General features: G+C 69.7%; 14 protein-coding genes. 12 read left to right on the top strand and 2 right to left on the bottom strand.

Annotated elements, in window-relative coordinates; translation table 11 throughout:
* Positions 1 to 45 precede the first annotated feature (45 nt).
* Positions 46 to 816, bottom strand: a complete 771-nt coding sequence (locus tag ENC19_RS01965; protein ID WP_164445422.1) for a FadR/GntR family transcriptional regulator — start codon at positions 814 to 816, stop codon at positions 46 to 48.
* 143 nt (positions 817 to 959) lie between these two features.
* Between ENC19_RS01965 and ENC19_RS01960 the strand changes: the two genes are divergently transcribed.
* The 8 genes from ENC19_RS01960 (at position 960) to ENC19_RS01925 (ending at position 8,969) form a co-directional block, all read left to right on the top strand.
* Complete coding sequence (locus tag ENC19_RS01960) at positions 960 to 2,225, top strand: ABC transporter substrate-binding protein (RefSeq protein WP_164445421.1); 1,266 nt, start codon at positions 960 to 962, stop codon at positions 2,223 to 2,225.
* 40 nt (positions 2,226 to 2,265) lie between these two features.
* On the top strand, positions 2,266 to 3,210 hold the full coding sequence (locus ENC19_RS01955; protein WP_164445420.1) for a carbohydrate ABC transporter permease: 945 nt from the start codon (positions 2,266 to 2,268) through the stop codon (positions 3,208 to 3,210).
* Positions 3,210 to 4,037, top strand: a complete 828-nt coding sequence (locus ENC19_RS01950) for a carbohydrate ABC transporter permease (RefSeq protein ID WP_164445419.1) — start codon at positions 3,210 to 3,212, stop codon at positions 4,035 to 4,037. Before ENC19_RS01955 ends, ENC19_RS01950 begins: the two co-directional genes overlap by 1 nt.
* 1 nt (position 4,038) lies before the next feature.
* A complete protein-coding gene (locus tag ENC19_RS01945) occupies positions 4,039 to 5,277 on the top strand; it encodes a mandelate racemase/muconate lactonizing enzyme family protein (protein ID WP_164445418.1) in 1,239 nt (412 codons plus the stop codon).
* Positions 5,278 to 5,339: 62 nt separating this feature from the next.
* The gene (locus ENC19_RS01940) at positions 5,340 to 6,365 is read left to right on the top strand and encodes a zinc-dependent alcohol dehydrogenase (protein WP_164445417.1); all 1,026 of its coding nucleotides are present in this window, start codon (positions 5,340 to 5,342) and stop codon (positions 6,363 to 6,365) included.
* Positions 6,362 to 7,123 (top strand): 2-dehydro-3-deoxy-D-gluconate 5-dehydrogenase KduD, encoded by a 762-nt coding sequence (gene kduD / locus ENC19_RS01935; protein ID WP_164445416.1) that lies wholly within the window; start codon positions 6,362 to 6,364, stop codon positions 7,121 to 7,123. Before ENC19_RS01940 ends, kduD begins: the two co-directional genes overlap by 4 nt.
* On the top strand, positions 7,120 to 7,995 hold the full coding sequence (locus ENC19_RS01930; protein WP_164445415.1) for an amidohydrolase family protein: 876 nt from the start codon (positions 7,120 to 7,122) through the stop codon (positions 7,993 to 7,995). The genes kduD and ENC19_RS01930 overlap by 4 nt, the downstream gene beginning before the upstream one ends.
* Positions 7,992 to 8,969, top strand: coding sequence for an aldo/keto reductase (locus tag ENC19_RS01925; RefSeq protein WP_164445414.1), 978 nt, complete (start codon positions 7,992 to 7,994; stop codon positions 8,967 to 8,969). The genes ENC19_RS01930 and ENC19_RS01925 overlap by 4 nt, the downstream gene beginning before the upstream one ends.
* 62 nt (positions 8,970 to 9,031) lie before the next feature.
* Here ENC19_RS01925 and ENC19_RS01920 read toward each other — a convergent pair whose 3' ends face one another.
* A complete protein-coding gene (locus ENC19_RS01920) occupies positions 9,032 to 12,580 on the bottom strand; it encodes a ThuA domain-containing protein (RefSeq protein ID WP_164445413.1) in 3,549 nt (1,182 codons plus the stop codon).
* A gap of 525 nt (positions 12,581 to 13,105) precedes the next feature.
* On the opposite strand from ENC19_RS01920, the gene ENC19_RS01915 reads away from it, so the two are divergent.
* From ENC19_RS01915 to ENC19_RS01900, 4 genes are all read left to right on the top strand, one after another.
* Positions 13,106 to 14,614: a sugar ABC transporter ATP-binding protein gene (locus tag ENC19_RS01915; protein ID WP_164445412.1), complete on the top strand. Its 1,509-nt coding sequence runs from the start codon at positions 13,106 to 13,108 to the stop codon at positions 14,612 to 14,614.
* Positions 14,615 to 14,690: 76 nt separating this feature from the next.
* Positions 14,691 to 15,665, top strand: coding sequence for an ABC transporter permease (locus tag ENC19_RS01910; protein WP_216592568.1), 975 nt, complete (start codon positions 14,691 to 14,693; stop codon positions 15,663 to 15,665).
* Position 15,666: 1 nt separating this feature from the next.
* Positions 15,667 to 16,650: an ABC transporter permease gene (locus tag ENC19_RS01905; RefSeq protein ID WP_164445411.1), complete on the top strand. Its 984-nt coding sequence runs from the start codon at positions 15,667 to 15,669 to the stop codon at positions 16,648 to 16,650.
* 12 nt (positions 16,651 to 16,662) lie between these two features.
* Positions 16,663 to 17,850, top strand: a complete 1,188-nt coding sequence (locus tag ENC19_RS01900) for a substrate-binding domain-containing protein (RefSeq protein ID WP_235944356.1) — start codon at positions 16,663 to 16,665, stop codon at positions 17,848 to 17,850.
* Positions 17,851 to 17,857 lie beyond the last annotated feature (7 nt).

Below are 17,857 nucleotides of genomic sequence, written 5' to 3'. Positions count from 1 at the left end.
AGTGGGAGCCAGGAGGTCGGGCCCGTCGGCCCGTCGTGTCCCGGGTCAGCGTTGCAGGCGGTCCGGCTTGCCCGGGCCGCTGCGTCGCACCAGCCAGGCCTCGGTGATGTGGGTGAACATCGCCGTCGCGGCCCCTTCCGGGTCGTGGGCGGCGATCATCTCGTAGACACGTCGGTGTCCACGGTTGGAGGCGACGCAGAGCGACCGCTCGGTGCGGCCGGTGTACCGCGCCGTGTTCACGACCTGACTCTCCAGCGCCTGCACAACGCCACGAGCGATGCGGTTCCCGGACGCCTGCATGACGGTGTCGTGAAAGGCACGGTCGAGTTCGTGGTAGGCCACGGTGTCGCCGACGAGCTCGTCCATCCGATCGACCAGGGCACGCAGGCGGTCCACGGTCTCCTCATCGGCGACCCGGGCGGCGACGTGTGCCATGTCGGACTCCAGCAGCCGCCGGGTCACCACCACATCGTCGAGGATGGCGAGGCTGTCGTCCTCGGCGATGGTGGCCCCGAGGACGAGTTCGTCGAGCATGTCCCACATCGACTGCGGGGTGACCATGGTGCCGGCACCCTGACGGACCTGCACCAGACCCTTCTCCTGGAGAATCTTCACCGCCTCCCGGACGACGGTCCGGCTGACGGAGAAGGTCTCGCAGAGCACCGGCTCGGGGGGCAGCGCGGTGCCGGAGGGATGCACCCCGCGGACGATGCGTTCCACCAGCTCGGCGGTGACCGCCGTGGCGAGGTTGGTGGGGCGGCGCGACCAGGTCGGGGCGGCCAGCTTCTCCAGGGCCGTCTCCTGCGATGGCGTCATGTCCCCCTCCGATTGGCTCGTCGTGCCACGACGTCCAAGGCCAGTGTACGGCTGACTGTTGACGTCAGACGTCATACGAGTTACGTTCTTGATCACGTTGGCTGCGGCAGGCCGTCAGCCACTCCCTTCAGAGGTGAACAACGATGAAACAACGAGCATTGTGGTCCGCCGTCCTCGTTGTGGGACTGGCGACGGCAGGTTGTGGAAGTGCCAGCGACACGGGCCCCTCCTCCGGCGGCTCGACCGACAAGCTGGTGGTGTGGGACTGGAAGTCCGGCGAGCCGTCGGCCAAAGCGTATGTCGACAAGGCGAAGGCCGACTTCGCCGCCAAGCACCCCGACGTCACGGTCGAGTTCGTCGCGCAGCCGTTCGACCAGTACTACACGCTGCTCGGCGCGGCCATCCAGTCCGGCAAGGGCCCGGACGTGATGCTGTTCAACGGCGGCGGCCAGATCCGGGACCGGGTCGACGCGCTGGTGCCGCTCGACGAGTACGTGGCCGAGGACAAGCAGCGGCTCGCGGGTTGGGACGCCTTCAACAAGGACGGCAAGGCCTACGCCGCGCCGGTGACGCTGCAGGGGCACCCCATCTACTACAACAAGGCGCTCTACGAGAAGGCCGGGCTCGATCCGGCGAGCCCCGCCACGACCTGGGACGAGTTCCTCGCCGACTGCGCCGCCATCGGCAAGGCCGGTGCCAAGTGCTTCGCCCTGGGCAACAAGGAGGGTGCCGGGATCCAGTTCTGGATGTCGGCCCTGGGCTCCGGCATCCTCACCGCCCAGGAGTACGACGACTGGATCGCGGGCAAGCGCGACTGGACCTCGCCGAACGTGAAGCGGATCTTCGAGCTCTGGAAGGAGGCCGGCGACGCCGGCCTGAACAACGACGGGGCCAACTCGACCGCGATGTTCAACGACTCGTTCGCGCTCTTCCAGTCCGCCAAGGCCGCGCACGTCATCGGGCTGATGTCGGACGTGGGGCACTGGAAGGACTTCAACGAGTTCCTCACGCCCGAGAAGCTCGGCGTGATGAAGGCCCCGGTGGTCACCGCGGGCACCACGCCGAGCCTGGCCTACGACGGCGGCATCGGGTACGCGGTGGCGAAGTGGACCAAGGATCCCAAGGTCGCCGCCGACCTGGTGCGGTCGCTGACGTCGACCGGGGCGCTCCAGGCGTTCTACGCCGAGGCCGGCGCGATCGCCGCCGACACCACCATCGACGTGTCGCAGGCCGGCCCGGCCGCCGCCGCGATCGTCGCCGCGCTCGACAGCGGTAAGCCCGCCCTGCACGTGGCGCTCTCCTCGAAGACCCTGGACCTGATGGGACGGGTCTCCCAGCAACTGCTCAGCGGCTCGATCAGCGTCGACGAGGCGGTGAAGCAGCTGGCAGCTTCCGACCAGGCGGGCTGATTTCGTGCCGATCGGAAACGCAGAACCGTCGGTCCGTCCGGTGCCCGCCGGACGGACCGACGGGGCGGCGGCCGGCTCCGCGCGTCGCCGCCGTGGTGCCCGGGCTCGGCCCGGCCGCGGCGGCTCGCGGGCCGAGCGCTTCGCCCCCTACGTCCTGGTCGCACCCGCCATCCTGATCATCGTGGTGCTGCGGCTGTACCCGTTGCTGCTCGGGGTCAACTTCTCCTTCACCGGAGACGGCGAGCGCAACGGTCAGGCGGTGGGTCTCGACAACTACCTCGAGTTGATCGAGGACCCGTTGTTCCGCACCGCACTGAGCAACGTCGGGCTGCTGGTGCTGTTGCTCCCGGTGGCGGTGGCGATCCCCGGGCTGCTGGCGACGTTCATCTACCTCAAGGTGCCCGGGCATCGCTTCTACCGCAGCGTCTACTTCTTCCCGGCGGTGCTCTCACCGGTCATCGTCGGCGCGATCTTCAACCTGCTGCTCGCCTTCGACGGCCCGGTCAACGCCGTGTTCGAGGCGGTCGGCATCAGCCCGGTGGACTGGCTCGGCAATCCCGACGTCGCGATGTTCGTGGTGGTCGGCGTACACGTCTGGGCCACCTTCGGAATGGCGCTCGTGGTGTTCCTGGCCGGGTTCGCGACCCTGGACGCCGCGCTGCTGGACGCCGCCCGCGTGGACGGTGCCTCGCTGCCCCAGGTCATCCGGCACGTGATCATCCCGGGCCTGTCCCGCACCATCGCGTTCGTCGCCGTGACCACCATGGTCGGGATGCTGACCTCGATGTTCGGCCTGCTCTACGTGATGACCAGCGGTGGGCCGGAGGGATCCACCTATCTCCCGGAGTACTACATCTGGATCCAGCAGGGTCAGATGAACCGGCCCGCACTCGCCTCGGCCGCGTCGACGGTGCTCTTCGTGATCATGCTCGTCGTGGGGCTGCTCCAAGTGAAGCTGCTCCGGCGGGCGGGAGGTGAGGACTGATGTCCCGGGTACGACTGAGCCGGTGGCTGCTGGCCATCCCGATGTCGCTGCTCGCGCTGGCGACGATCTACCCACTGCTGTTCACCGTCAACGTGGCGATGAAGACCCGGCGCGACTACATCCTCGACCGGTTCTCCGTGACCGACACCCTGCGCTGGGACAACATCAGCGCGGCGTGGAACAGCGTCGGCATGGACCGGTACTTCCTCAACTCCCTGATCGTGGTGACGTCGTCGGTCGTCCTGCTGCTGCTGCTCGGGTCCATGGCCGGCTTCGCCCTGAGCCAGCTCCGGTTCCGTGGCTCCTCGGCGCTGTTCCTGGGCTGCCTCGCCGGCCTGTTCGTGCCGTTCCAGGTGATCATGGTGCCGCTTGCCCGGATCATGGCCGACACCGCCCTCATCGACACGTACCCCGGACTGGTCCTGGTCTTCGTGGCCCAGTTCCTGCCCTTCACCGTCTTCCTGATGACGAGTTACTACAAGACCATCCCGCGGGAGGTCATCGACGCGGCCCGGATCGACGGCAACAGCGTGTACGGCGTGTACCGCCGGATCATGCTGCCGCTGGGCACCCCGGCGCTGCTGTCGGTCGGCATCCTCAACGCGCTGTTCTGCTGGAACGACGTCCTGATGTCGCTGGTGATGATGCCGTCGGCGGATCACCGAACGCTCATGGTCGGCGTGACCTCGCTGCGTGGCCAGTACTCCGACGACATTCCCACCTTCGCCTCGGGGGTACTGATCGCCGCGATACCGGTCCTGGTGGTCTACCTCTTCCTCCAGCGCCAGATCGCCGACGGCGTCGCCGCCGGCTCCACGAAGGGCTGACATGCGCATCACGGGATATCGGACGCTCACCACGGTCCACGAATGGGGGCGCCCGGTCGGCGACGCCAACGGCGTGTTCGCCGACGGGAGGGTCCCGGTACCGATCGTCGTCGTGGAGACCGACGAAGGGCTGTCGGGTGTCGGCATCGGCCCGCACGTCGAGATCGAGCGGATCTTCGCGGCCATCGACGGTGAAGATCCCCGTGCGGTGACGACGCTCTACGACCGGATGCTGCGACACACCTTCAAGGCAGGTCACGCCGGCCCGGTGTTCGGCACGATCGGCGCACTCGACACCGCGTTGTGGGACATCAAGGCGCAGGCGGCTGGCCAGCCGCTGTGGCGGTTGCTGGGCGGCCGCGACCGCCGGGTCCCGGCGTACGCGTCCGGGCTCGACATCGCCCTCAGCGACGAGGAACTCGTCTCGGCGTACATCCGTTACGCCGAGCACGGGCTGCGGGCCGCCAAGCTCAAGGGCGGACTCGACATCGAGCACGACCGACACCGGCTCCACCTGGTGAAGGAGATCCTGACCGAGGCTGGCCACGGACTGCGGCCGGGCCTGATGCTCGACGTCAACGAGGCGTGGACCCGCAAGCAGGCCGTCCGGCACGTCTGCGAACTCGAACGCACCCTCGACCTCATCTGGATCGAGGAGCCGGTTCGGCGCTGGGACGCCGAAGGGCTCGCCGCCGTCGGCCGGGGGGTGCGTGCCTCCGTCGCCACCGGAGAGAACCTCACCGGGCTTGAGCAGTACCGACCGCTGATCGCCGCCGGCGCGGTCGACGTCGTCCAGACGTCCGCGATCGGTGGAGTCACCCACTTCCTGCGGGTGTCCGCCCTGGCGCACGCCTACGACCTGCCGGTCAGCCCGATCGGCAACAGCCCGTTCGGGCTGCTGCACGCGGCCACCTCGGTGCCGAACCACCTGACCAGCGAGCTGCAGGACCTCTGGCCGCCGGTCGGCGTCTCCGTCGACGTGCACGTCGAGGACGGGGCCTTCGTCCTGGGCGACTCGCCGGGGCTCGGCCTGCGGGTCGACGAACAACGGATCCGGGCCGTGGACCGGCACCCGCAGGCGCAGGCGGTCGACGGCCCGAACGTCCGGCCGGAGCAGGCCGGGCGACGGCTGTTGGCGACGACGGACGGTGTCCTGCCGGCCGCCGGCGGCTTCCCGCTGGCCCGGACTGCCACCCCGGCACACAACAGCAATCAGGTGTCGCCGACCGGACGTCACTGACAACGACCCCACGGTGGTGGCCGGCGGCACGAGCGGCGTGCGGCCGTTGATACGGAGGATCGATGAAGGCAGTGGTCTACCGGGGAGCACGGCGCCTCGGAATCGAGGAACGTGAGCCGGCGGCACCCGGGCCCGGTGAACTGGGCATCTCGGTGGCCTACACCGGGATCTGCGGCACCGACCTGCACATCTACCACGGGGACATGGACTCCCGGGTCGGTGCCGCCGCCATCATCGGGCACGAGATGTCCGGGCGGGTCGCGGCGCTGGGCGAGGGCGTCACCGGTTGGGCCGTCGGCCAGCCGGTGACGGTACTTCCCACCAGATGGTGCGGGCGGTGTGCCGCCTGCCGACGCGGCAACTCGCACATCTGCCACGCCATGAACTTCCTCGGCATCGACTCGCCCGGCGCCATGCAGTCCGGCTGGAACGTGCCGGCGGAACTCGTCCTGCCGCTGCCCGAGGAACTGCCGCTCGACCAGGGCGCACTCGTGGAACCGGTGGCCGTCGCCGTGCACGACGTACGGCGTGGCGAGGTGGCCTCCGGCGATCACGTGGTCGTCGTCGGCGGCGGGCCGATCGGGGTGCTCATCGGCACCGTCGCAAAGGGCCGCGGTGCGCGGGTACTGCTCGTCGAGCCGGACCCGACGCGGCGCGCCGTGGCGGGCGACATCGGCATCGAGGCGGTCGACCCGACCGCGGTCGACGTGGCGGCGTTGGTCGCCGACCGGACCGACGGCGCGGGGGCCGACGTCGCCTTCGAGGTGTCCGGCGCGGCGGCGGGTGTCGCCACCGCGGTCGAGGTGCTGGCTGTCCGGGGTCGGCTGGTGATGGTGGCGATCCATCCCCGGCCCCGGGAGGTCGACCTGCACCGGTTCTTCTGGCGCGAACTGGAACTGCGCGGCGCCCGCCTGTACCAGCGCGACGACATGGCCGAGGCGATCCGGCTGATCGCCTCGGGTGCGATTCCGGCGCGGCAACTGATCTCCCGGGTCGAACCGCCGGAGGCGGCGACCGCGGCGTTCACCGCGCTGGAGGGCGGCGGTGTCATGAAGGTGCTGCTGGACTGGCGGGAGGATGACCGGTGACGAACCCGTTCGACCTGTCCGGACGGACCGCCGTGGTCACCGGGGCCCGGCGGGGCATCGGCCTGGCCATGGCCGAGGCCCTCGCCGCGGCCGGTGCCGACGTCGTCGGTGTCTCCGCGCACCTGGAACCGGAGGAGAGCGAGGTGGCGCGCCGGGTGCGGGCCACCGGGCGACGGTTCACCGCGCTGCGCGCCGATCTCGCCGACCGGGCGGCGGTACGCCGGCTGGCCGACGAACTGATCGCGCTCGAACCGATCGACATCCTGGTCAACAACGGCGGCACGATCGCCCGCGCCCCGGCCGTCGACCATCCCGACGAACTCTGGGACCATGTCATCGAGGTGAACCTGAACAGCCAGTTCGTGCTGAGTCGGGAGATCGGTCGGACGATGGTGCAGCGCGGCCACGGGAAAATCATCTTCACCGCGTCGCTGCTCAGCTTCCAGGGCGGCATCACGGTGCCCGGGTACGCCGCGTCGAAGTCGGGCGTGGCCGGTCTCACCAAGGCCCTGGCCAACGAGTGGGCGGCGCACGGGGTGAACGTGAATGCCATCGCCCCCGGTTACATCGCCACCGACAACACCCGGGCCCTGCGTGAGGATCCCGAGCGCGACCGGGCGATCCTCGCCCGGATTCCGGCCGGCAGGTGGGGTGCCGCCGACGACCTCGGTGGCGCCACCGTGTTCCTGGCGTCGGCGGCCTCCGACTACGTCAACGGGATCGTGCTGCCGGTCGACGGAGGGTGGTTGGGCCGATGACCGACGAAGCTCCGGGCGCGGGCGGCATCGTCGACGCCCACCACCACCTGTGGGTCCGGGCCCGGCATCCCCAGCCGTGGATCGACCCGGTGACCATGGCGGCCATCGACGCCGACTTCGAACTGGCCGACCTGGCCCCGTTGGCCCGGTCGGCGGGCGTCACCGCCACGGTCGTCGTGCAGTCCATCGCCTCGGCGCGGGAGACCGTGGACCTGCTCCGCGTCGCGGCCGACGACGTCCTGGTCGGCGGCGTCGTCGGCTGGGTCGACCTGACGGCCGACGACGTCGCCGATCGCCTCGACCGGCTGCGCGCTGCCCCCGGCGGGCGGCACCTGGTCGGCATCCGTCACCTCGTGCAGAGCGAGACCGACCCGGCCTACCTGGACCGACCGGACGTCCGCCGGGGCATCGCCGCGGTCGGTGCCGCCGGCCTGGTCTTCGACCTGCTGGTCCGACAACACCAGTTGCCCATGGCCGCCCGGTTGGCGCACGACCTGCCCGACGTGCGCTTCGTCCTGGACCACCTCGGCAAGCCCGCGCTGGGCACCCCGGAGTTCGACAACTGGAAGCGAGACCTACGGGTTCTCGCCGAAGCGCCCAACACGACGGCCAAGGTGTCCGGCCTGACGACCGAGGTGCCCCGGTCACCCTGGGCGGTGGCCGATCTCCGACCCGCCGTCGACCACGCACTCGACGCGTTCGGGCCGCGGCGACTGATGTTCGGCTCGGACTGGCCGGTGTCCCTGCTCGCCACCTCGTACGCCCGCTGGGTGGCGGCGGTGACGGAGTTGCTGGGCGACCTCGACCCGACCGACCGCGCGGCGTTCTGGGCCGGCACCGCCCGGCGCTGCTACCGGTTGGCAGCGTCATGAGGACGCACGCGCTGCCGCGCCGGCCGGCGATCGGCCTCACCGAGCTGGGCTTCGGTGCGGCGCAGGGCGGCAACCTGTACCGGGCGACCACGGACGAGGAGTTCGCCGCCGCGGTCGACACCGCCTGGGCGGCGGGCGTGCGGTACTTCGACACCGCGCCGCACTACGGCCTCGGGCTGTCCGAGCGTCGCCTGGGCGGCGCGTTGCGGCACCGACCACGCGACGAGTACGTGGTGTCGACGAAGGTGGGCCGGCTGCTGGAGCCGTCGCCGCAGAACGCGCACCAGCGCGACCCCGAGGGCTTCGACGTGCCCGCGAGCCATCGCCGGGTGTGGGACTTCAGCCGGGACGGGGTACGCCGGTGCATCGAGGCCAGCCTGGAGCGCACCGGCCTGGATCGGATCGACATCGTCTACCTGCACGATCCTGACGACCACTGGGAGCAGGCCGCCGCCGAGGCCGTGCCCGCCCTGGTCGAGCTGCGCGAACAGGGCGTGGTGGGTGCGATCGGGGCCGGCATGAACCAGTCGGCGATGCTCGCCCGGTTCGTCCGGGAGACCGACGTGGACGTGATGATGTGCGCCGGCCGGTACACCCTGCTCGAACAGGGCGCGGCCGACGACCTGTTGCCGCTCGCGCAGAGCCGGGGAGTCGGCGTGGTGATCGCCGGCGTCTACAACTCGGGGCTGCTGTCCCGGGACCACCCGTCCGCCGACGCGTTCTACAACTACCAGCAGGCGCCGTCGGAGCTGATCGAGCGGGCCCGCCGGATCGCCGAGGTCTGCGACGCGCACGGTGTCACTCTGCCGCAGGCGGCGCTGGCCTTCGTCCGCCGGCACCCGGCCGTGGTCTCGACCGTGGTCGGTGTCCGCAACGGCACGCAGATGGCGCAGACCGTGCGGCGCTCGGCGGCGGTGGTGCCCGACGAGCTGTGGCAGTCGTTGGCCAGCGCCGGGCTGCTCGCCTCGATCTGACCTCTGACCGACGTCCCTGGTCCGCCGGAGCGGACCAGGGACGTCGCCGATGGTCGCGAGTGTCAGGCCAGGCTGAACCGCCACTGCTGGTTGGTGCCGCTGTGGCAGGTCCACTGCAACAGGCGGGCGCCGTCGGTGGTGGCGCCGCCGTTGACGTCGATGCAGAGCCCGCTCGGCACACTCTTCACCGTGTAGACCCCGGTGGTGCCGGTGGAGGTGACGGTGAACTTCTGTTGGTTGCCGTTGTTGCAGGTGGCCTGCTGGAGGAAGGCGCCGGGGGTGGTGGAGCCACCAATGATCTCCGCGCACTTGTTGCTGTGCACGGCCCGGAGATAGACGGCGCCGCCGCCGGCGTCGACCGCCTGCCACTTCTGGTTGTTGCCCCCGGTGGACGCCCACTGGTGGATCTGCGCGCCGTCGGCGGTGGAGACGCCGCTGACGTCCATCAGCTTGTTGCTGTGTTGGGCGGTGAGCGTCCACGTGCGGCCGGCAATCCCGCCGCCGGTGTCACCGACGCCCACTCCCGGACCACCGAAGGTGTGCGAGTCGAGGTCGAACCAGTTGTTGGAGCTGCCCTTGAACACCAGGTACAGGGTGTGGGTGCCGGCGAGGGGGGTGACGTTCACCGGCGGTGTGGACTGGTAGTTGTCCCAGCCGCCGGTGCTCGGCACCGGAGTGGTGGCCAGCAGCGTGCCGGTCGGCGACCCGGCCCGCAACTCGATCGATCCGCCGCCGGAGGGCGACGACAGCCGGTAGCTGACGGTGTTGATGCCGGACAGGCTCATCGGGGTGAACGCCACCCAGTCGTTGTTGGAGATGTCCCCGATGCGCTTGCCGCTCTCCGCGCCGGCCTGGTCGATGATCCGGGTGCCGGACTGGCTGCTGTGGTACTCGGCCTGCTTGTGCTTGGGCTGGAGGATCACCTGGGCGCGGCCGGTGAGCGGGGCCGCGCCGCCCGCCCCACCGTTGTCGGTGTACCGCGCGTTGAGCACGTAGAACAGGTTGGCGCCGTCCGGGTGCCCGCCGAGCAGGTCGGTGGGGATGCTCCCGGAACAGCCGGCGTAGTCGGTGGTCTCGTGCGCGTGGTCGTCGTGCCCGAGCGCCGGGTTGAGGAAGACCTTGCTGCAGTCGATCGCCGCGCCGCCCGGGTCGGTGACGGTGATCTGGTACGACACCCGGTCGCCGAAGGCGAGCATGCCACCGTTGGCCGGCGTGGTGATGGTGACCACCGGAGCGGTGTTGCCGACGGTGATCGGCACGTTGGCGAAGGCGGTCTTGCCCGAGCTGTCGGTGACCTTCAACTGCGCCGTGTAGTTGCCGTTGCTGGTGTAGACCTTCGACGGGTTGGCCGCCGTGGAGGTGGTGCCGTCGCCGAACGTCCACTGGTAGCTGATCGTGTCACCGGGGTCGGGATCGGCCGACCCGGCGCTGGAGAACTGCACGGTCAACGGGGCGTTGCCACTGGTCGGCGTACCGCTGGCCTTGGCGATCGGTGACCGGCCACCCTGGACGTAGTCGATCCGGTAGAGACCGGAGTCGCTGTTGCCGCCACCGAAGTTGGTGCCCCACTCCAGCAGGTAGAGCGAGCCGTCCGGGCCGAACTCGAGGTCCATCGGGCTGTTGAACCGGGTGGCGGGCAGGAACGGGTTGGTCCGGGTGACCGCCGACGCCGAGTCGAAGTGCATCTCCTTGATGTAGTCACGCGACCACTCGTAGAAGAAGTGCACGCCGTCGTAGTACGGCGGGAACTTCGTCGCAGACGGGTTCTCCGGGTCGTAACGGTAGACCGGTCCGCCCATCGGTGCCGAGCCACCCGTGCCCACCTCCGGGAAGTTCTGCGAGGCGCCGTAGCCGTACCACATGTTGGGTGCGACGACCGGCCGGAGGTTGGTCAGGCCGGTGTTGTTCGGCGAGTTGTTCACCGGCGCGGCGCAGTTGAACTTGGCACCGACCTGGCCGGTGTCCGGGTTGTACGGCGCGTACGGCTGGTTGTCGCCGTGGCAGAACGGCCAGCCGTAGTTGCCCGGCGCCTTGATCACATTGAGTTCGACGAGGCCCTCGGGCCCCCGGTTGGTGGTCGGCGGGTTCCGGTCCGGTCCGTAGTCGGCCAGGTAGACCCAGCCGTTGGCCGGGTCGATCGAGAAGCGGAACGGGTTGCGGAAGCCCATCGCGTAGATCTCGGGCCGGGTCTGCGCCGTCCCCTGCGGGTAGAGGTTGCCCGACGGCACGGTGTAGCCGCCGCTGGCGGAGGGGCGGATGCGCAGCAGTTTGCCGCGCAGGTCGTTGGTGTTGCCGGCGGTACGGGCGGAGTCGAGCATGTGCTTGCCCGGGCGCCAGTCCAGCGGGGCGTAGCCCTGCCAGTTCGGGTCGAGGTTCGGTGCGACGTCGTCACCGGTGCCGATGTACAGGTTGCCGTCGGGCCCGAAGGCGATGTACCCGCCGGTGTGCCCGGGCTCGGGGTACGTCCGGTCCCGGTAGGCGGGGATGTCGATGATCGTCACCCCGCTGGACATGTTCAACGTGTCGCCGTTGAGCGTGTAGCGGGAGACCCGGTTGACGTCGGTGGAGCTGCTGGCCGGTGCGTGGTACAGGTACACGTACCCGTTGCTGGCGAAGTTCGGGTCGAGAGCCAGCCCGGTCAGTCCGTCCTCACCTCCGGTGTAGACGCTGAGCGTGCCGGCGGTCACCGTGCTGTTGGTGCTCGGCTTGAAGATCTTGACCTGGCCGTCACGCTGGACGTAGAGCACCCGGCCGTCGGGTGCCACGGCCAGCGCCATCGGGTCGACGGTGTTGCTGTCGAGGGTCCGCTTCTCGAAGTTGCCCCAGACGGTGCCGCCACAGTCGCCCGGCTCGTTGCCGGCGGCCCACTTCACCCCGCCGAGGACGTGGTTGCGGAAGTGGGTCTCGCTGTAGGAGGCCGCGGCGTGACCCATCGCGGTGGCCCAGACCCGGCCGCCGCCGGTGTTACGGCACCAGGAGATCGGGTGATCGGAGCCCATCGCGCGCGGGCCCGGGTTGTACGTGCGCTCGTCGGCGGTGACCAGGACGTGCACCTCACCGCGCGGGTTCTTGTCGAAGTTGTACCACTCCTCGCTGCGGTTCCAGCGATCCGGCAGGCTTGCCGTCGACGGGTGCTTCTTGTCGGCGACGATGGCGGTGCCGGGCAGGACGCCGGGGGAGTGCTCCGGCATGTGGGCACCCGCGTTGATGGTCTGGTCCCACCACGGGTACTCGTTCTCGATGCCCATGTCGGTGGCGTTGTGGATGGCCACGATGCCCTTGCCGCTGGCGAGGTAGCCCTCCACCGCTTGGCGTTGGCTGGCGGAGGTCCACACCATGCCGGACGTCTGGAACATGATCAGGACATCGAAGGTGGCCAGGTTGGCTGCGGTGAAGACGCTGGAGTCCTCACTGTGTACCAGCTCGAAATTGTCGGAGGCGGCCTGCTGCTGGAACATCGAGACCCCGGCCGGGATCGAGTCGTGCCGGTAACCGGTGGTCTTGGTGAACAACAGGGCGCGGAACTCCGGAGCCGCTGATGCCGGCTGGACCAGCGCGAGCGCCAGTAACAGACCGGTGATCAGTCCGATGATGGCTGTCTTACGACGCATGCCGTCTCCTCGTCGGGGCGGAGCAACAGGGGGCGCGACCACGAGTCCGGTCGCCTCCCATGGCACGTCGGGTGGTGCCTGGTGCCACGACGGGACGCGCGATTGTCGTCGCGCGGATCGTCGCACCGGCGTGACAGTGCCGGATGTAACGCAGCGTCACGCCTGAGTGGGTTCCGGGCCCCGTGATGGCAAGGAGCCTAAATAGTGGTGATATGGACATATATTGATGTTAACGACAACATGGATGGGACTGATCATCGGCACCTGCGTTCCCCAGTGGACCCGACCCGGCGTCGTTGCCTGCTACCGGCCCGGTCGAGAGTCCGGGAAGATCGGGGATTGCGTACCCATCCCCGAGCATCTATCTTCATACGTGTGATGTTTCGGTCATGTCAAGCGAAAGTTTGAGCACGACAACAGGAAGCTTCGCTTCCGATAACTAAAGCCAGGTGACCGGCCGGTCCCGAGCGAATTCTGAGGTGGCACACCGATGCCCTTGGCGATTACTATCCGTGAGGATTCTTGATGTCGGCTCGACCTCCGGCGCTGCTGACCCTGCGGGGCATCGGCAAGTCCTTCTTCGGGGTACGCGTCCTCGACGGTGTCGACCTCGACGTGGCGCCGGGCGAGGTGCACGCCGTGGTGGGGGAGAACGGCGCCGGCAAGTCCACCCTGATGAAGATCGTCTCGGGTGGGTACGCCCCGGATACCGGCACCATCGAGTTCGCCGGGCAACCGCGCGTCTTCGGCGGCCCGCGGGACGCGCAGCGGGCCGGCATCGGCATCATCCACCAGGAGTTCAACCTCCTGCCGGAGCGCACCGTCGCGGAGAACGTGTACCTGGGCCATGAGCCGAAGCGGCGCGGCCTGGTCGACCGGCGACAGATGCTCAGCCGCACAGCGGAACTGCTGGCCACCATCGGGGAGACGGACCTGCCCGCCGAGGCCGTGGTGGGCCGCCTCGGGGTCGCCCAGCAGCAGGTGGTGGAGATCGCCAAGGCGCTCGCGCTGGACGCGCGCCTGCTCATCATGGACGAGCCCACCGCCGCGCTCGCCGACCACGAGGTCGAACTGCTCTACGGCCTGGTCCGACGGCTGCAACAGCAGGGCATCGGCCTGCTGTACGTCTCGCACCGGTTGACCGAGGTCTTCGACCTGTCCGACCGGATCACGGTCCTCAAGGACGGGCGGCTGGTGCGGACGATGCCTACCGCCGACGCCACTGCCGAGGACGTGGTGCGCCAGATGGTCGGTCGGGAACTGTCCAGCTACTACCCGGACCGGGCCGTTCCCGCGGACATCGGCGCGGTACGGCTCACCGTGCGCGGCGGCGGCAACCGGAAACTGCGCGACGTCGACCTGGACCTGCGCGCCGGTGAGGTGCTGGGAATAGGTGGCCTGCAGGGCTCCGGGCGATCGGCGCTGGCCCGCGCGCTGTTCGGAGTGGAACCGTTCACCTCCGGGGTGGTCACGATCGACGGTCGGCCGACCCGACTGCGCTCACCGCGCGCGGCGACGCGGGCCGGCCTCGCGTACGTCACCGAGGACCGCAAGGGCGAGGGCATCGTCGGCCGGCAGTCCGTGCTCGACAACGCCCTGCTCGCGAGCCGGGCGGTCGTGCCGGCCCGCTCGGGCCGCGCCGCGCGCACCGCACGCGTCCGCGAGCTGCTCGCCGCGGTGGAGGTCCGGGCCGCCGGTGACGACCAGGAGATCCGGTTCCTGTCCGGCGGCAACCAGCAGAAAGTGGTGCTGGCCCGATGGCTCGCGCTCGACCCGCTGATCCTGCTCTTCGACGAACCCACCCGGGGCATCGACGTGGGCGCGAAGTCGGCGATCCACGATCTCGTCCGTCGGCTCGCCCGCGCGGGTGCGGCGGTACTGATGATCTCCTCCGAGCTGCCGGAGCTGCTCGGCATGAGTGACCGGCTGCTCGTCATGCGCGACGGCCGCGTCGCCGGTGAGCTACCCGCCGGCGCCACCGAGGAGGACGTCCTCGCCCTGGCGGTCGGGACGGTACGGGAGGCGGCGGCGTGAGCGAGCGTAGCGAGCGAACCATCAGGCTCAGCAGCGTGGCGTCTCGCGCCGCCGTGGAGCGAAGCGAGGCGGTGGCGTGAGCGTGCTGTCGCTGCGGCCGACCCGACGGCCGGTGCCAGGCGTGTTCGTGGCGCTGGCCATCACGCTGGCGGTCGGTTGGCTGGTCGTCATGATCGACGGCGGTCAGCTGTTCAACCAGTCGACGACGGTGAGCCTGTTGCACGTCGCCGCCGGACTGGGCCTCGTCGCCGTCGGGCAGACCCTGGTCATCCTCGGGGGTTCGCTCGACCTCTCGGTGGCGTACGTGATCAGCCTGAGCACCCTCGTCGCGGCCGAGACGATGAACGGCCGCGACGGTGCGCTGCTGCCCGCGGTCGGTCTGGCGCTCACGGTCAGCGCCGCGGTCGGGCTGCTCAACGGACTGCTCGTCACCCGGCTGCGGATCAACGCGTTCATCGCGACTCTCGGCGTCGGGCTGCTGCTCAAGGGATATCTCGACAACGGCTACGACGGTCCGGCCGGCAGCACCTCGCCGGGGCTCGTGCAGAGCCTGGGCTATCAGCGCATCGGCCCGGTGCCGCTGTCCTTCCTGCTGCTGCTCGCCGTCACCGGGGCGTGCTGGTTCGCCCTGGCACGGACCCGGTTCGGTCACCACCTGGTCGCCGTCGGCGGTGATCCGGAGGTCGCCCGACTCTCCGGCGTCCGCAACGACCGGGTGCTGGTCACCGCCCACGTGCTCTGCTCACTCTGCGCCGGACTCGCCGGGATCTACCTGGCCAGTCGGCTCGGCTCGGGTGCCCCACGGGTGGGCACCGAGGGCCTCTACGACCTGGAGTCGATCGCCGCCGTGGTGATCGGTGGCACCGCGCTCGCCGGTGGCAAGGGCGGCGTCGTCGGCACGCTCGGCGGCGTGTTGCTGCTCGCCAGCATCGACGCCATCTTCAACCAGCTCGAGGTGGACGCCTTCTTCAAGCAGGTCATCCGGGGGGCCATCATCATCGCCGCCGTGGCCGTCTACGCCCGTCGGGCCATGCGAAAGGCGGCCGTCTGACATGCAGCTCGTCCAGCGTCGCCCGCTGCCGCCCCAGCTGTCCCGGGTACGCGCCGGCGGCCTGCTGCCCCTGCTCGCGATACTCGCGGTGCTGCTGGTTCTGGTCGCCGTACGCCAGCCCGACTTCCTGGCTCCGGCCTCCCTGATGTCCTTCCTCGGCCGGTCGGCGCCGATCATCCTGCTCGCCGCCGGTCAGTACTTCGTGATCGTCTCCGGTGAGTTCGACCTGTCCGTGGGCTCGTTGGTCACCGCGCAGGTCGTGGTCGCCGCCCGGCTCATCGACAGCGATCCGTCCCGGACCTGGCCGGTGGTGCTGGTGCTGCTCGCCGGTGGGGTGCTCGTCGGGCTGGTCAACGGGCTCATCACCACGCGGCTGCGGGTGCCCTCGTTCATCACCACCCTCGGCATGTTCCTGATCCTGGTGGGGGCGGTCTATCTCTGGTCCGACGGCGCGCCGAAGGGCGGGCTGTCGGAGGAGTTCCGTCGGTTCGGCCGGCGTGCCTTCGAGGACGTTCCGGTGCTCGGCCGCATCCCGTACGCCCTGGTCGTCCTGCTGGTCCTCGCCACGCTCGCGGTGCTGCTGATGCGCTCCGACTTCGGCCGGATCCTGGTCGCGGTCGGGGACAACGCGCGGACGGCGGCGCTGAGCGGCGCCCGGGTGGCCCGTACCCGGACCATCGCCTTCATGCTCAGCGGCCTCGCCGCCGCCGTCGCGGCCATCCTGATCGGCGGCTACAGCGGGGTGTCCTTCCAGGCCGGTGCCGGTCTGGAGTTCGGTGCCATCACCGCGGTCGTCCTCGGCGGCGTCGCCCTGGGTGGCGGACGTGGCTCGGTCGCCGGCGCGATGCTCGGCGCGCTGACCCTGGAACTGCTCTTCACGCTCATGAACTTCTACGGCGTCTCCGGCGCCCTCAGACCGACCGTCCAGGGCGCCATCATCCTGTTCGCCGTGGCGGTCTCGACCCGACGTTCCACGTCGAGATAAGGGGAATCCTTCATGAAACGACACATGGCGGCCACGGCCGCGCTCCTCCTGGTGTCCCTCGTCGGCTGTGCCACCGACGAGCCCGTGGCGACCCCGTCGGACGGTGCCTCCGCACCACCGGCCGGGGCCGGCACCGGCGAGCAGTCGAAGTTCTTCGTGCAGGCCGACTACGACAACGAACTCGCGTTGCTCGACGCCGCACCGACCGGGCCGGCCGACAAGCCGTGGGAGCAGGTGCTCAACCCGAAGATGGTGGACACCGCCAAGTTCAAGAAGGACGGCCCCCACAAGATCTGCTTCTCGAACGCGGCGCTGAACAACCCGTGGCGGCAGGTCGGCTTCAAGACCATGCAGGCCGAGGTCGAGGCGCAGGGCGACCGGATCTCCGAGTTCGTCCACGTCGACGCCGAGGGCAAGGACCAGAAGCAGATCGCCGACATCAACGACCTGCTCGGCAAGAGCTGCGACGCGCTCATCGTCTCGCCGAACACCACCGCCACGCTCACCCCGGCCGTGACGGCGGCCTGCGACGCCGGTCTGCCGGTCATCGTCTTCGACCGTGGCGTGGACACCGACTGCCCGGTGACGTTCATCAACCCGATCGGCGGGTACGGGTTCGGCCACGTCGGCGCGGAGTTCGTCAGCCAGCGGATGAAACCCGGCGGCAAGGTCCTCGCGCTGCGCATCCTGCCCGGTGTCGACGTGCTGGAGACCCGGTGGTCCGCCGCGAAGGTGGCGTTCGACAAGGCGCAGGTCGACGTGGTCGGTGTCGAGTTCACCGACGGCGACCCGGCCAAGACCAAGAAGATCGTCAACGACTACATCCAGCGGCACGGCACCATCGACGGCGTCTGGATGGACGCGGGCGCGGTCGCCGTCGCGGCGGTGGAGGCGTTCCAGGACGCCGGTCAGCCGGTGCCGCCGATCAACGGTGAGGACCAGCTCGACTTCCTCAAGATGTGGAAGGACGAGGGGCTCACCGCGATCGCGCCCACGTACCCGACCTACCAGTGGCGTACGCCGATCATCGCAGCGCTGCGGATCCTCGACGGCCAGCAGGTGTCCGACCCGTGGAAGCTGCCCCAGCCGACGATCACCCAGGAGAACCTGGACAGCTATCTCGACCCGAACATGCCGCCGCTGCACTACGCCATGTGCGGCTGCACCGACCTGCCGGGTTACCCGCAGCGCTGGAAGTAGGCGTCCG

The sequence above is a fragment of the Verrucosispora sioxanthis genome (assembly GCF_010560025.1).
In the GTDB taxonomy this organism is placed as follows: Bacteria; Actinomycetota; Actinomycetes; order Mycobacteriales; family Micromonosporaceae; genus Micromonospora; species Micromonospora palythoicola.
The sequence above is the reverse complement of the archived record's forward strand: the minus strand, read 5'-3'. Positions and strand labels throughout refer to the sequence as shown.

Bases quoted from the DNA above. Each gene is read 5' to 3' on its own strand.
- ENC19_RS01965 (WP_164445422.1), bottom strand. From the start codon at position 816: ATGACGCCATCGCAGGAGACGGCCCTGGAGAAGCTGGCCGCCCCGACC.
- ENC19_RS01930 (WP_164445415.1), top strand. From the start codon at position 7,120: ATGACCGACGAAGCTCCGGGCGCGGGCGGCATCGTCGACGCCCACCAC.
- ENC19_RS01960 (WP_164445421.1), top strand. From the start codon at position 960: ATGAAACAACGAGCATTGTGGTCCGCCGTCCTCGTTGTGGGACTGGCG.
- ENC19_RS01905 (WP_164445411.1), top strand. From the start codon at position 15,667: ATGCAGCTCGTCCAGCGTCGCCCGCTGCCGCCCCAGCTGTCCCGGGTA.
- ENC19_RS01945 (WP_164445418.1), top strand. From the start codon at position 4,039: ATGCGCATCACGGGATATCGGACGCTCACCACGGTCCACGAATGGGGG.
- ENC19_RS01940 (WP_164445417.1), top strand. From the start codon at position 5,340: ATGAAGGCAGTGGTCTACCGGGGAGCACGGCGCCTCGGAATCGAGGAA.
- ENC19_RS01925 (WP_164445414.1), top strand. From the start codon at position 7,992: ATGAGGACGCACGCGCTGCCGCGCCGGCCGGCGATCGGCCTCACCGAG.
- ENC19_RS01920 (WP_164445413.1), bottom strand. From the start codon at position 12,580: ATGCGTCGTAAGACAGCCATCATCGGACTGATCACCGGTCTGTTACTG.
- ENC19_RS01950 (WP_164445419.1), top strand. From the start codon at position 3,210: ATGTCCCGGGTACGACTGAGCCGGTGGCTGCTGGCCATCCCGATGTCG.
- ENC19_RS01900 (WP_235944356.1), top strand. From the start codon at position 16,663: ATGAAACGACACATGGCGGCCACGGCCGCGCTCCTCCTGGTGTCCCTC.
- ENC19_RS01915 (WP_164445412.1), top strand. From the start codon at position 13,106: ATGTCGGCTCGACCTCCGGCGCTGCTGACCCTGCGGGGCATCGGCAAG.